12 protein-coding genes are annotated in these 14,444 nt (G+C 62.0%); 7 read left to right on the top strand and 5 right to left on the bottom strand.

Going from position 1 to position 14,444, the window contains the following annotated elements; all coding sequences use genetic code 11:
- Positions 1–22: 22 nt before the first annotated feature.
- The gene (locus HZY77_RS12685; RefSeq protein ID WP_296815355.1) at positions 23–1,138 is read right to left on the bottom strand and encodes a spermidine synthase; all 1,116 of its coding nucleotides are present in this window, start codon (positions 1,136–1,138) and stop codon (positions 23–25) included.
- Between the two features lie 215 nt (positions 1,139–1,353).
- Here HZY77_RS12685 and HZY77_RS12680 point away from each other — a divergent pair, with 215 nt between their 5' ends.
- On the top strand, positions 1,354–1,539 hold the full coding sequence (locus tag HZY77_RS12680) for a CopG family transcriptional regulator (RefSeq protein WP_296815352.1): 186 nt from the start codon (positions 1,354–1,356) through the stop codon (positions 1,537–1,539).
- A gap of 202 nt (positions 1,540–1,741) precedes the next feature.
- Here HZY77_RS12680 and HZY77_RS12675 read toward each other — a convergent pair whose 3' ends face one another.
- The 4 genes from HZY77_RS12675 to HZY77_RS12660 form a co-directional block, all read right to left on the bottom strand.
- Positions 1,742–4,099 (bottom strand): nitric oxide reductase activation protein NorD, encoded by a 2,358-nt coding sequence (locus HZY77_RS12675; RefSeq protein ID WP_296815349.1) that lies wholly within the window; start codon positions 4,097–4,099, stop codon positions 1,742–1,744.
- A gap of 76 nt (positions 4,100–4,175) precedes the next feature.
- Complete coding sequence (locus HZY77_RS12670; protein WP_296815346.1) at positions 4,176–4,991, bottom strand: CbbQ/NirQ/NorQ/GpvN family protein; 816 nt, start codon at positions 4,989–4,991, stop codon at positions 4,176–4,178.
- 153 nt (positions 4,992–5,144) lie between these two features.
- Positions 5,145–5,501: a ribulose bisphosphate carboxylase small subunit gene (locus HZY77_RS12665; RefSeq protein ID WP_296815343.1), complete on the bottom strand. Its 357-nt coding sequence runs from the start codon at positions 5,499–5,501 to the stop codon at positions 5,145–5,147.
- Positions 5,502–5,592: 91 nt separating this feature from the next.
- Complete coding sequence (locus tag HZY77_RS12660) at positions 5,593–7,014, bottom strand: form I ribulose bisphosphate carboxylase large subunit (protein WP_296815340.1); 1,422 nt, start codon at positions 7,012–7,014, stop codon at positions 5,593–5,595.
- A gap of 158 nt (positions 7,015–7,172) precedes the next feature.
- Between HZY77_RS12660 and HZY77_RS12655 the strand changes: the two genes are divergently transcribed.
- The 6 genes from HZY77_RS12655 to HZY77_RS12630 all read left to right on the top strand — a co-directional run bounded on the left by HZY77_RS12655 (position 7,173) and on the right by HZY77_RS12630 (position 14,321).
- Positions 7,173–8,117: a LysR family transcriptional regulator gene (locus tag HZY77_RS12655; RefSeq protein WP_296815337.1), complete on the top strand. Its 945-nt coding sequence runs from the start codon at positions 7,173–7,175 to the stop codon at positions 8,115–8,117.
- Between the two features lie 356 nt (positions 8,118–8,473).
- The gene (locus tag HZY77_RS12650; protein ID WP_296815333.1) at positions 8,474–10,156 is read left to right on the top strand and encodes a proton-conducting transporter membrane subunit; all 1,683 of its coding nucleotides are present in this window, start codon (positions 8,474–8,476) and stop codon (positions 10,154–10,156) included.
- 1 nt (position 10,157) lies between these two features.
- Positions 10,158–10,544: a hypothetical protein gene (locus HZY77_RS12645; protein WP_296815332.1), complete on the top strand. Its 387-nt coding sequence runs from the start codon at positions 10,158–10,160 to the stop codon at positions 10,542–10,544.
- A 71-nt stretch (positions 10,545–10,615) separates the two neighbouring features.
- Positions 10,616–10,897 (top strand): hypothetical protein, encoded by a 282-nt coding sequence (locus HZY77_RS12640; protein WP_296815329.1) that lies wholly within the window; start codon positions 10,616–10,618, stop codon positions 10,895–10,897.
- Complete coding sequence (locus HZY77_RS12635; RefSeq protein ID WP_296815326.1) at positions 10,894–14,013, top strand: DUF2309 domain-containing protein; 3,120 nt, start codon at positions 10,894–10,896, stop codon at positions 14,011–14,013. The genes HZY77_RS12640 and HZY77_RS12635 overlap by 4 nt, the downstream gene beginning before the upstream one ends.
- Positions 14,010–14,321 carry a P-II family nitrogen regulator gene (locus tag HZY77_RS12630; RefSeq protein ID WP_296815323.1) on the top strand — a complete coding sequence of 104 codons (312 nt, stop codon included), beginning with the start codon at positions 14,010–14,012 and terminating at the stop codon, positions 14,319–14,321. The genes HZY77_RS12635 and HZY77_RS12630 overlap by 4 nt, the downstream gene beginning before the upstream one ends.
- Positions 14,322–14,444: the final 123 nt, after the last annotated feature.

The following is a 14,444-nucleotide window of genomic DNA, read 5'->3' as shown; positions in this document are numbered from 1 at the left end:
CGCCCGTATTCGCTTGGCCGGTCTAGGCTTTGGGTTTCCTGCCGGGGCTGGCGGTCGGGATATATCCCGAGATCCGATACAGCATCCCTTCGCTTTTCTTGCCCTTGATGAAGCGCGTGGAGTGACACGCGATGACGTCCCCTCTTTTCGACAATTCGGCCAGATGAAGTCGAACGTCTTCCAGCGGGATTCGGGTTGCCGCGGCGATCTCGGCGTCGAACTGCTCGCCGCGACTTTTCAGGTATTGGTGGATTTTCTGCATATCTGAGGTACCTGATTTCATGAGTGACGAGACCTTGGAGCAGGCAGCCTGCTTTGCCCAGGGCAAGTCAGCNCCNTCGCGCAAGCTGGTAACGATTGCTGAAAAATCGAGTGGGATCCGATCGGCAAGCGCACTCGCCCGTTTTTCCAGCTGTCCCCAATCGAGGGGGCAGGCCGGTCCGGCACATGCACAGGCAATATGGTTGTCGCCGCCAGGGACCGTCCCCAAATGCACATGCCCTTGGAAGACTTCGCTCAACAAGGCCAGGTGTCTGGACCAGTATTTCCGGGGCCCGGCGAAGTTGGCGACAAGCAGTCCGCCAGGGCGGAGTCGGTTACGTGCCGCCTGATAGAAGGTGCGACTGAGAAACGTCGGGGCGATGCCTCGGGCGTCGAAGCCATCCAGCAACAGTACGTCGGTATCGCCTTCGGCCTCGGGGAGATACGCGGCTGCATCGGCCTGAACGATCGCCAGGCGTTCATCGTCGGGTACGCCGAACGCCTGGCGCAACGCGATGACGTCGGGGTTCAACTCGACCACGGTCAAGCGTGTGTGGGGCAGATGGCGGTGGCAGAACTTGGCCAGCGACCCACCACCCAACCCGACCAGCAACACATGGCCCGGATTCGGCGCGAACAGCAGAAAAGCCATCATCTTGCGGGTATAGGCGATATCCAGGGCGAAAGGATCATCGATGCGCATGGAGCTCTGGATGAAATCCAGATTAAACAGCAGTTGCCGTGTCTCGCCGTCGTCGATGATGAAAGGCCTGGCGTAACGCCCGTCCAGAATCTGCTCGTAGAGTCTCACAGGATCGCTCTGCGGCGATTCGAGTACGCACACCTTGACCGGTTCGCCCGCCACCTTGCCGGGCAACTCCAGCAGCGGGGGCGACTCTTGGGGGTGGCGATGGCGGAAGCGGAATGGGACAAGAATGACGAAGACCTATAAACGTGTCTGCCAATTACGCATGGCAAAAAGCGCGATCGATCAAATCACATCATCAGATGACATTCTCATGATAATACAATTATCATATTATCCCTACCCCGCCCATCACGAGTCCCGCTATGGAAAACCGTACCGCCAGGATGACCATCCTGATCGATCCGCTCAAANAGGAAATTTTCGAGGACATCTGTACGCAACAAGACCTCACGTCGTCGCAAGTCATTCGCAAATTGATGCGCCAGTACATCATCGATCACGCGGGCCCGCGAGAACTGCCCGAATGGTTGACCGGGCCTGCCGCCAAGGCAGGAAACCCATCGAAGTGAACGTAAACAAGAACGGCAAGACAGCCGCTCTTTAAATATTGGAAAGGCGAAATGCCGGCGCTCTAAGTCCCGGGCGCCCCGGTTCGAACGGATCGGCAACCCCGCGTCACCTGCGCTCCGCATGGCCGTTGCCCATCATTACCCGTATAGGGTGCACGGTCGCCGACAGACGTGTCCGCAGGCTGCTTCCAAGATCCTGGCTTTAGCGCGTCAGACCCGCGTACAGCAGCGGCAGTTTTTCCGGCAGCCGCTGCACGTGGTCGACCACCATATAGTTCTTCTGCCCGAAGATGCGCGACACATAATTATCGGCGCGCGGATCGAGGCTCATGCAGTAGGTGGTGACGCCGTTGCGCGCCACTTCCTCGACCGCCTTCTTGGTGTCGTAGCGCAGATACTGCGGATCGCGCACGTCGATGTCGGCCGGTTCACCGTCGGTGATCACGATCAGCAGCTTCTTCGCCGAGCGCTGCAGCTTCAGATGATGGCCAGCGTGGCGGATCGCCGCACCCATGCGGGTCGACAACTGGCCCGTCATGCCCGCGAGTTTGGCCTTGGGCACCTCGTTCCAGTGCTGGTCGAAGTCCTTGAAGCGAGTGTATTCGACATCGTGACGACCGTCCGAACAGAAGCCATGGATGGCAAACGGGTCGCCGACCTTGTCGATCGCATCGGCCAGTAGCACGCAGGCCTGCCGCGTCAGATCAAGCACGCTGTATTCCTGGTCCTGCACCAACTCATTGGTCGATTCGGACAGGTCGAGCAGCACAAGAATCGAGAAGTCACGCGTTTTCCGGACGCTGCGCATCATGATGCGCGGGTCGGGCTGGTTGCCCAGCCGGATGTCGATGAAGCTCGCGATCGCCGCGTTGATGTCGATCTCGTCGCCGTCTTCGAGCTTGCGGATGCGCTGCACGCCCTGCGGCTGCATTGCGTCGAGCAGGAATTTCATGCGATGGATTTCGCGCTTGTACTTGGCGGTAATGTCGTCGATCACCTGCAGATCGCCCGATTTGGCGCGCTTCTCCAGCACTGTGGCCCAGGCCGGACGCTCCAGCTGGATCTGGTAGTCCCATTCCGAATAGTGGAAAGGATCGGACACCGGCTCCTTGCCTTCCATCTCGTTGAAGCTCTTGCCGTGGCTCTCGTCACCGATGTTCTCGTAAGGGAAGAGCTCGGTGCTGAGTACCCAGATCTCCTCCGCATCGTCGCCCGCGGTTTCGACGTCGATCGCGTTGACCATCTCCATCACGCTGACGTTCTTGCGAACCTGCTTGACGCTCTCGTAGCCGGCGCCCGCAGCCTTGTCGAAATCGAATTCCTCGAATTCCCAGAAATAGCGATTGTCGTCGCGGTAAGGCGCGGCGAGGATGTCGGTGCGCGGGTTGAACGGGATTTTNTTCTCGGTCAGATTGTGCGCGAGTTGGACGCCGATTTCCCACGAAATCTGGTTGTCGCCGAGGCGGTCCTGCACTGCGGCAAACAGCACGCGGCCCTCGGCGATCCACGGATCGTTATCCTGGTAGGTTTCGTCCAGCAGCGCGCGGGCCAGGCGGTTGAGATAATCGCCGACGCTCGCATTCATTTCCGGCGTGGCGACGTGCAGCCTGCTCCAGAGCTGCTTCAGGCCNGGGAAGCGGCGGATCGATAGGGCTTCTACCCGCGCGTCCTCGATCACCGAAATCACCGCCATCTGCATCGGGTTCAGTGCTTCGGCCGAAATCGGTTCCTTCGTTTCCACGACGTGCGCGGCGCAGTGTGCGGCGGTCGCGCGATAGAGTTCGAGACCGGACACCGGCTCCTGCCCNTCGATCGCGAAGTCATCGACGGCGTCGGGCACATGCAGCAGATAGTCGGCGATGTAGGGCCGGTAACCTTCGCGCGATTCGAAGTCGCCCGAGGTCGGCCGCATGAAAAAGTCACGTGCCCACAGCGCCCTCAAATACATGTTGATGCGGCGCTGCACGTCGACCAGAAGCGTGCCCTTGCGCTCCTTCTGCAGCATCGCCAGCGACTCCTTCGACTCGAGGCCAAAGTACCTGATCTGCTCTTCGTAGTTGGTGCGATGCGCGTGCGCGCCCCACAGCGCCCAGCGACGCAGGCCGCCCAACGTCAGGTGCTGGAACAGCACTTCCAGCTTGTCGAGCATCGGCCGCACGCCGCGCGGCGCCTGCGCGATGAGGGTATTGAGAAACTGCAGATACTTGAGGAAGAGGTCGGCGTCCCCGAGCCGGTTGGCGGCGGTGGGCGCACTGGCGAGCAGCAGCTCGATCACCGCGCCCGAGGTTTTCGACGCCAGCACCAGCGCGGCGGTGGCGAGGTCGGCCACCACATCCTCGCCCACTTCCTTGGCCACCAGCGGCGCCTGCTCGATCCAGGTTTCGACCAGATCGTCGCCTCGCCCCAGCCCGCGGATGGCCGACACACCCTTCAGGTAGTTGTCCAGCCCACGCGGCGAGAACACCTTGGTGGCCTCGTGCCAGGTCGCATTCAACGTATCGCGCGTGTGCGGCGACAGGTCTTCCAGCAGTTCAGCGTAGTCTTCGAGTTTGATCGACATGGTTTGGTGAGCAGTAAGCGGTTAGCAGTGAGCGGTGAAGGGCGGGGTCGGCGATTTTCCGCTCGCTGCTCACCGCTTACCGCTCCCCATCAAAGAACGTGGACACGGCCGCGTCGAGCGCATCGCGCATGTCGGGATCGTCCGTGATCGGGCGGACCAGGGCGACGCGGCAAGCGGCCAGCGGGTTGACGCCCTTGGCGATCAGCGACCCGGCGTAGATCAGCATGCGGGTCGACAGGCCTTCATCAAGGCCGTGGCCCTTGAGGTTGCGGCTGCGCTCGGCGATCGACACCAGCTTGGCGGCGATGTCTGCATTGACGCCGGACTCGTGCGCGACGATCTCGGTTTCGATGCCGTGCTCGGGATACGTGAAATCGAGGCCGCCGAAACGCTGCTTGGTCGACTGCTTGAGATCTTTCATCAGCGACTGGTAGCCGGGGTTGTAGGAAATCACAATCTGGAAATCGGGGTGGGCGTGCACCAGCTCGCCCTTCTTNTCCAGCGGCAGCACGCGACGGTTGTCGGTCAGCGGATGGATCACCACGGTGGTGTCCTGGCGCGCTTCGACAACTTCGTCGAGGTAGCAGATCGCGCCATGGCGGGCGGCGATGGCGAGGGGTCCGTCCTGCCACTCGGTGCCGGAGGCGGACAGCAGGAAGCGGCCAACCAGGTCGGACGCCGTCATGTCCTCGTTGCACGCCACGGTGATCAGCGGCTTGCCGAGCTTGTAGGCCATATATTCGACGAAGCGCGTCTTGCCGCAGCCGGTAGGACCCTTGAGCATCATCGGCATGCGCACCGAATAGGCGGCCTCATACAATTCGACTTCGTCCGCAACCGGACGGTAATAGGGTTCCTGGGTAACGCGGTACTGGTCGACGATATTGCTCATGACAGCTCCATGTAAGGGATCGCAAATACGCAGGCCGCTCAGCGTGCAGCCTCTGGATTTACGACAGATAAAAAGCCCCGGGCACCGACCCTGCGCCCACTTCAGGGCTTCGGATCGGGCAGCGGGGGCCGGGTGTGACAGCCTTGCCGCCGCTTAAACAGTCTTGCCGCGGAAGATCACCATCGACGCGCCCTGGCTTTGCGAGAAGTTGTCGTAGCCAATCAGACGGACGTGGTTGTTGGGGTTGGCCTTGTGGCAGGCTTCAGCTTCAGCCAGCACGCGAGAGACGTCGGTTTCACCGAACATCGGCAGCTTCCACATGTACCAGTAGGAGTCCATCATATGCTCGGGCTCGGTGTGCTCGATGGCCGGGTTCCAGCCTTTNTTCACCAGGTACTCGACCTGCTTCTTGATGTTGTCCGCAGTCATGGCGGGCAGGTAGGAGAAGGTCTCGAATTTGCGGCTGGCGGGATCGCTCAGACGGCTTTTGTAATCCATCACTTCAGACATTTCATATCCTTTCGGTAAAAGTCAGGGGTAAGGGGTAAGGGGTGAGGAAGGTGTGCATGCGCTTCACCCCTCCCCTTCACGCCTCACCGGTTTACTTGTGCGCGACGTCCAGCTTGTCGACGGTGTCGAACTCGAACTTGATTTCTTTCCACGTTTCCATGGCGATCTTCAGTTCGGGGCTGTGCGCGGCGGCAGCGGTCAGGATGTCCTTGCCTTCTTTNTCGATGGCACGGCCCTGGTTGCGGGCTTCCACACAGGCTTCCAGCGCGACGCGGTTGGCGGCGGCGCCAGCGGCGTTACCCCAGGGGTGGCCGAGCGTACCACCACCGAACTGCAGCACGGAGTCATCACCGAAGATGGAGACCAGTGCAGGCATGTGCCACACGTGGATACCGCCGGACGCAACCGGGATCACGCCGGGCATCGAACCCCAGTCCTGGTCGAAGAACAGGCCGCGCGAACGGTCTTCGGCAATGAAGCCGTCACGCATGGTGTCGATCCAGCCCAGGGTCGCTTCGCGGTCACCTTCCAGCTTGCCCACGACGGTGCCGGAGTGCAGGTGGTCACCACCCGACAGGCGCAGCACCTTGGTCAGCACGCGGAAGTGGATACCGTGGTGCGGGTTGCGGTCGAGCACGGCGTGCATGGCGCGGTGAATGTGCAGCAGCATGCCGTTGTTGCGACACCAGTTGGCCAGGCCCGTGTTGGCCGTCAGGCCGCCGGTCAGGTAGTCGTGCATGATGATCGGTGCGCCGATTTCCTTGGCGAACTCGGCACGCTTGTACATCTCTTCCGGGGTCGGCGCGGTCACGTTCAGGTAGTGACCTTTGCGCTCGCCGGTCTCGCGCTCGGCCTTCAAGGTCGCTTCGTGCACGAAGGCGAAACGGTCGCGCCAACGCATGAAGGGCTGGCTGTTGACGTTCTCGTCGTCCTTGGTGAAATCCAGACCGCCGCGCAGGCACTCGTACACCGCACGGCCGTAGTTCTTGGCGGACAGACCCAGTTTCGGCTTGATGGTGCAGCCCAGCAGCGGACGGCCGTACTTGTTCATGCGGTCGCGTTCGACCTGGATGCCGGCGGGCGGACCGCCGCAGGTCTTGACGTAGGCGATCGGGAAGCGGATGTCTTCCAGACGCAGGGCGCGCAAGGCCTTGAAGCCGAACACGTTGCCGACCAGCGAGGTCAGCACGTTGACGACGGAGCCTTCTTCGAACAGATCGATCGGATAGGCTACAAATGCATAGAAGCAGGTGTCGTCGCCGGGCACGTCTTCGATGCGGTAGGCACGGCCCTTGTAGTAGTCCAGGTCGGTCAGCAGGTCGGTCCACACCGTGGTCCAGGTACCGGTCGACGATTCGGCGGCCACGGCAGCGGCGACTTCTTCACGGTCGATGCCCGGCTGGGGCGTGATCTTGAAACAGGCCAGAACATCGGTGTCCAGCGGGGTGTAATCCGGGGTCCAGTAAGTCTGCCGGTATTCTTTAACACCGGCGTTGTAGGTCTTAACAGCCATGATTCCTCCTAGCAAAGGTTAGGTTTACGGACATGCCAGAAGTGGTCATGCACGATGGGTCGCATCATGCAGGAGGCAAACCATAAATAACAGTCGATTTTTTCTATTAGAAAAATAGATTATTATCTATGAGAAGACCAGGAAATCAGGTTAACGCCATGCGCAGCCATACCACGTTTCGCCAGCTGGAAATTTTCGAGGCCATCGCCCGGCTCGGCAGCTTTACCCGCGCCTCCGAGGAGCTCTACCTCACGCAACCGACCGTGTCGATGCAAATGAAAAAGCTCACCGAAGCAGTTGGTGTGCCGCTGATCGAGCAGGTAGGCAAGAAACTCCACCTGACCNCCGACGGCCAGCACCTTGCCCAGGCCACCCGCGAGATCTTCAGCACCCTCGACCGTTTCTCCATGTCGGTCGCCGAGCGCAAGGGTTTGAAGCAGGGGCAACTCAGTCTGATGGCAATCACCACGGCATCGTACTTTGCGCCGCGCCTGCTGGGCGAATTTTCCAAGCTCTACCCCGGTATTGATGTCTCGCTACGCGTCACCAACAAGGAGCAGGTGCTTGCCAGCATGGTCGACGGTCTCGACGACCTCTATTTCGTCGGCCAGCCGCCGGAGGACATTGACGTTGTCGCCACGCCCATCATGGACAACCCCATCATCGTGCTGGCCGCACCAGAACATCCGCTGGCGCACAGGAAANAGATCNCCCTCGACCGGATCGCCGCGGAGCCTTGGCTGATGCGGGAGAAGGGTTCGGGCACGCGCAACGCCATCGAGCGCATGTTCAGCGGACATGGCCTCAACATCCATCCACGCCTGGAGCTGGGAAGCAACGAAGCAATCAAGCAGGCAATCCTCGTCGGGCTCGGCATCTCCGCCCTGTCCCGAGACACCCTCGCGCTCAACCAGCCCGGGCAGTTCGCCGTGCTCGACGTCGAAGGCTTCCCGATCCTGCGCCACTGGTATGCCGTCTACCCGGCCACTCGGCAGCTGTCAGTCGTGGCACGCGCGTTTCTCGAGTACTTACTCGACCGCGCGGAGGCGGCACCGACGGCGGTTGGCAAGCGATCAGCCGGCACCAAAGACGCGGGCCGCTAAGACAACCTAGCCGCAACGCGTCGAACGCGACCAGTTCGGCGAGAACGCCGCCCGCCTGCGACGCGCCCAGTATCCAGTGCATATCATTCTATTTACTTTATGGTTCCCATAAAAATTTAAGACTGTTATGTATGGATCGTCGAATTTAGGATTCGACCTGGTACCTCGTGGATTAGGGTTCGTTGACCAAGTTTGGCAGAGTGCGCCGCGCGAACGCGATAAATGATGCAATCGATGTTTAGGGTGGCTCTTCTACCATAACTTATGGATTGATTCACACCGCATCGTGGTCACCCGGGCAGCGTTCACGGCAGGCGCCAACCAAGACAACACTAGAATCAAGGAGAACTGACGCGGTGGACAAGCTCATCGTCCTGCTTCCGGCCACGCCATTGCTCTCGGCCTTGTTGATTACGCTGCTCGCCGATCGATCCCGGCGTCGTATCGCGCGGCTGAGCGTCGGCTTCAGCGTGCTCACCTTCCTGCTCGCCGCGGCCTCGCTCGCGCTCTATCTGACCGAAGGACAGCCGCAATGGGCATCGTTCGCGCCGGGCTGGGGCAGCCTGTATCTCGACCCGCTGACCAGCGTGATGTCCCTGATGGTCGCGGGCATCAGCCTGGTCGTACACGTCTATTCGGTGCGCTACATGGCAGAGGAACCCGGTTACGCGCGCTTCTACATCCTGCTCGACCTGATGGCCGCGGCCATCCTGCTGATGGTCGCTGCGGGCGATCTCGTCACGCTGCTGGTGGCATGGCACCTGATCGGGGTGCTGCTCTACTTCCTGCTCGGCCACGACGCCGCGCGCCCCGCGGCCCAGCGCTATGCCTTCTGGACCTTCCTGACCTATCGCCTGGGCGACCTGCCGCTGGTACTGGCTGCGGTCCTGCTGTACGAAACCTATGGCACCGCGGCGCTGCCAACGCTGTTCGAGCGCATCGCCGCCGCGCCGGATGCGCACACGGTGGCGGGCATGCCCGTGCTCACCGTGGTGGCCCTGTTGGTCGCCCTGGCGGCGTTTGCCCGCTCGGCGCAATTTCCACTGCATACCTGGCTGCCCTACACCATGGAGGGCCCGACCCCGGTGTCGGCGCTGATGCACGCCGGCATCGTCAACGCTGGCGGCTTCATCATCAACCGTTTCGCACCGGTGTTCGTGCACGCTGGCGGCGTCTTGCACCTGGTGTTCGCAGTGGGCCTGGTCACGGCCATCCTCGGCTCGATCCTGATGCTCACCCAGAACGACATCAAGAAGGCGCTCGGCTACTCGACGATGGGCCAGATGGGCTTCATGTTCGTGGAATGCGGCGTCGGCGCGTTCTCCCTCGCGATCTACCACCTGATCGCGCACGGCCTGTTCAAGGGCACGCTGTTCCTCGGCGCCGGCAGCGTGATCAGCAACGCGCGCAAGCACGACGGCGTGCCCCACGACGACGTCTACACCTTCGTGGTCGAGCGCAAGCCGCTGGCACCGCGCCTGCCGTGGGTGCTGGCTGCCGTCATCACCGTGGTGGTGCCCTTGCTTGTGCTCGGCGCGTCACGCTGGCTGATGGGCGGCGACTCGGTCGGGGAGCAGGGCGGGATCATCCTGTTGTTCTTCGGCTGGGTGACCGGTGCCCAACTCCTGTTCGCGACCTATCGCCTGCGCGTGGATAGCCCGTGGCGGCTGATGGCGATGATCATTCTGTCGCTGATCATCGTGGTGGCAGGCTATACGCTGATCGAGCATGGCTTCGACCTCTTCCTCTACCCTGATCGAGAGCTGAGCGAGCGTATCTATGCGGCAGCCAGCCTTCCATTGGCGACTTTTGAAGTATTGGTGATGATCCTCACAGCCACCATCGTGGTCGGCTGGATCGCCACCTACTACGCTGCCGCCAACGGCCGCGCGCACCGCGGCAGTGATGCATCGCCGCTGCGGCTCGCCTTCTATTCCCTGATCTCGCGCGAGTTCTACGTGGCCGACGTGTACGCCTGGCTCACCCAGGCAACGCTCGGCCTGTCGCGACGCCTCAACGTGTGGTCAAGGTGGGTGTGACATGACGCTACTGCTGATCGCTTCGCTGTTCCTGCCGTTGTTCCCGCTGAGCATCGTGTTCAACGGCGCACTGACGACGTTGCGCCACCCCGTCGCACGCGGCGCGCTGCTGCTTCTGTGGCCCCAGTTGGGGATCGGACTGCTGCAACTCGCACCACACGCCGTCCCGCCCTACTTCGTTCCCTGGGCGCTGCTGACATCCGGTCTCTATGCGCTGCGGCTGCTGACCGTCCGCGACATGGGGCGGTGGGCTGGCCTCCTCGCGACGTCTGGCCTCGCACTCACTTGGGCGCTCGCGGCCGCCGGCGCCGATAGTGTGGACCTCCATCTGTTCGCCTTCTGGTTCAGCCTGCCGCACGCCTTGGTGGCATTGCTGGCCCTCCCCTGACCCGCCGCTTCGGGGCCGCGTACGCGGGCCTGCAGGGCGGCCTCATCGGTCATCTGCCGCGCCTGTCCGGCGTGCTGGCAGTGACGGCGCTGGCTGCGGTCGCGACCCCCTTCCCCGGCTTCTTCGGCCTGCTGCGCGTACTGCATGTGCTCGACTGGGCGGGAGCCATCACCGTCCTATTCATCTGGCTGACCTGGGGCTGGGCCGCGACGAAGCTGCTGCAGGGGTTCGTCTTCGGGGCCGAGCGCATGGAGTCCGACACCGACATCGGACACGTCTCGACGCTTGCCTTCGCCGGCATGCTCGGCGTCTTCATTGCAGTCGGTCTCTATTCGACAGGAGGGGGACTATGAGCCTTTCACTCGGGCAACGCCTCAAGATTCGCGCCACGGTTCACGTGGCCGGGGAACCGATTCCCTTCTTCTGGCCCATGCGGACCTTCATCCACCACAACCCCCTCTACGGCCTGGAGCATTTGCCGTTCGAACAGGCGGTTGGCGAGGGCGAGCGCCTGTTCCATGCGCGCGGCTTCCTGCCGCGCCCGATCCAGCAGCGGTATCTGGCCTCGGGCAAGATCGATCTCGCCGCGCTGGAGGATCAGGTCGAGCGCTTTCTGGCCACGCAGCCGGACATCGCCGGGTTCAACCAGCGCCGCCTGCTGATGACGCTCCTCACCGAAATCGAGGAACCGATCGGCGCGCCGCCTTCGCTCGCCGACGCCGTCGACGTTCACGCCGCGCTGGCCGGTTTTGCCCTGCCGGTGCGCACGATCGACGACGTCGCACTGGCGGCGCAGGTCGGCGCCGACATGCCGCCCGGTCGCCCGCTCTACGCCATCGTGGACATGCTTTTCGGTACCGAGATCGGCGCGACGTTGAATGAATTGGTGATCAAGAGCTGCCTCGATTTCTTCGATGAGGGGCAGTCGGTGTGGCAGATGCCGGGGCGCGAAAAAGGTCTGTTCGCCGCCTGGACCGCGGTGGCGCAACGCAACCTACGCTTGTTCATCCGGNGGCTGCACATCAAACGCATCCTGGCTGCCGACGACACGCCGGAAGGCATCATCAGTCATGTCATGGAAGCACTGGAAGTCCCCGAGGATGACTGGAAAAGCCACTTTGCTTGCGAACTCACCCGCCTGCATGGCTGGGCGGGCTTCATCCGCTGGCGCGCCGGCGCCAAGCACTACCACTGGTCCCGACACTATCCGGCCGATCTGGTCGACTACCTGGCCATTCGGCTCGTGCTGGGACTTGCGCTTCTGCGCGAGCATGCACAGCGGAAGAGCGTGCCGGACACCCTCACCGGGCTTGCGCGTTTCGTCGAGGCTCATCCGGCAGAAGCCTATTTGCGACGCGAGTTTCATGGCGGCCATGTATTGCCGGAAATGGCGCATGCCGTAGAGGACGCCATCGCGGCGCGGCGTGGTTCGCGCATTGCGCGTGTGCTGCCGCAATACCTGGCGCGCAAGCGCGAACACGAAGCAAGAGGGCTTGCCTCCGCATTGCGCAGGCTGGCGGACAAGGCCGGAATGGCAGATGCCATGCAGCGATTGGGACCGGATGATCTGGCCAAGCTCACTTCAACGCTCGCCCGCTTCGAACAAGCGGAAGGCCGCATGTGGCTGGGTGCGCTGGAGGCACGCACCATGGACCGGCTGCGGCAAGGGATGGATCTGTCACGACCCGTGCAACGCGAAAAGCGGCCGTTCGCGCAGCTCATGTTCTGCATCGATGTGCGTTCGGAACGCATCCGGCGCCATCTCGAAAAGATCGGGGATTGCCAGACCTTCGGTATCGCCGGTTTCTTCGGCATACCGGTGAGCTTCATCGGCCTGGAGAAAGGCAGCGAAACCCATCTCTGCCCGGTGGTGGCCAGTCCCAAGAACGTGGTGCTGGAGCTGGCGATCGCGCGCAGCGTGGACGAACAGGCCTTCGTCTCGTCGCTGGAACAGGTTGTCCACGACCTGAAGGCCTCGGTGCTTTCGCCCTTCATCACGGTGGAGGCGATCGGTTTGCTGTTCGGGTTCGACATGTTCGGCAAGAGCCTCGCGCCGCTCGCCTACAGCCGCTGGCGCCAGCGGCTGAATCCGGGCAAATCGGATAGCCGATTGTTGCTGGACAAGCTCAGCCGGGAACAGGCGGACTCCATCATCCGTTCGCTGCAGCGTGCGCTGATCGTCAAGGCCATCGTGAGGGAACTGGGCCTGCAACGGGAGACGATCACCGACGGCATGATTCGTGAATTACGGGAAACCGCCTTGGGCAATCGCGAGTNNTCGACCGAATTCGCACGCCATTTCAATCTGGACACCCATACCGAGTCGGCTTTCATCGCGCGCCTGCGCACGGTCTATCGCATCGACCGCGGCTATGCGCGGATGCAGATGGAAAGGCTGGGGCGCATCGGCTTTACGTTGGACGAACAATTGAACTTCGTCGGCACGGCATTGCGCTCCATCGGCCTGATCGAAGGGTTCTCACGATTCGTGTTGCTGGTAGGCCATGGCAGCACGTCCGAGAACAACCCCTACGAATCCGCGCTGGATTGCGGCGCCTGCGGCGCANATCACGGCATCGTCAATGCACGGGTGCTCGCACAAATCGCCAACAAGCCGGCGGTACGCGAAGGACTGCGTGGACAGGGCATCGACATCCCGGATGACACCTGGTTCGTCCCTGCATTCCACAACACCACGACAGACTGCATCCAGCTACACGACATGGATCTGCTGCCGCCCAGCCATCTGGTCTATGTCGACCGGCTCAGCAGCAACCTGCAATCCGCCACCCGGCTCAGCGCGGCGGAGCGTATGCCGACGCTGGAGCCGGAGAACGACGGTATCGATCCGGCGAAGGCATACCGCAACGCCCAGAGGAATGCATCGGACTGGTCCCAGGTGCGTCCGGAGTGGGGTCTGTCGCGCAACATCGGATGTGTCATCGGCCGCCGGCACCTGACCGAGCAGATGGATATGGAGGGGCGGGTCTTCCTGCAGTCGTATGACTACAGCATCGATCCCAAGGGCCGTCTTCTCGAAAACATTCTATCCGGAGCGCTGGTGGTCGGGCAGTGGATCAACATGGAGCACTACTTCTCGACAGTGGACAACGAGCATTACGGCAGCGGCAGCAAGGTTTACCACAACGTCGCCGGACGCTTCGGCGTCATGACCGGCAACCTCAGCGACCTGCGTACCGGGCTGCCGGCACAGACCGTCCTCAAGGACGGCCTGCCCTATCACGAGCCCATGCGTCTGCTGACCTTCATCGACGCGCCCTTCGACCTGGCCAGACGCGCCATCGAGGGCGTCGTCCAGGTCAAGAATCTTGTCTACAACGGCTGGGTTCGCATGGCCATCGTGGACCCGGAGACCGGGATATGCCATCTGTACGAAGATGGCGGCTGGCGGCAGCAAACGATGGGGACCGCCGACACAAGCGAAGAATTCAAGGAGCTCGCAGCATGAAAAACCTCAACTTCAGTCCCCTCAAGAAACTGGAGATCATTCTCGAAGGCGCCCATCAGGAATTTGCCACCGATCTGCTGGATCGGGCGGGTGTCAGCGGCTACACCATCGTCAACAACCTGTCGGGCAAGGGGCGCCACGGCTTTCACGAAGGCCACCTGATGTTCAACGAGGAGGCCGTGCTGATCATGATCATCGTTGCCGTACCGGAAGAACTGGTGAAACCCATACTGGAGGGCTATGCGCCTTTTTCAGCGAACACACCGGCGTCGTGTTCATCTCGGACATCCAGGTCACCCGATTGGTGAAGTTCAAGAACTAAAAACGCGCGGGGCAGGGTCCTGCGAGCGACATCCTGTGCTGCGTGGATGGGCCGTCGTCCCGCCATTCGGCTTCGGCGTATAACCTGGGCGATGCGTGTGGCCTGTAGC

The organism is Thiobacillus sp. (assembly GCF_013693775.1).
In the GTDB taxonomy this organism is placed as follows: Bacteria; Pseudomonadota; Gammaproteobacteria; order Burkholderiales; family Thiobacillaceae; genus Thiobacillus.
Note: the sequence above shows the minus strand (reverse complement) of the source record. Positions and strands in the feature narration are given on the sequence as shown.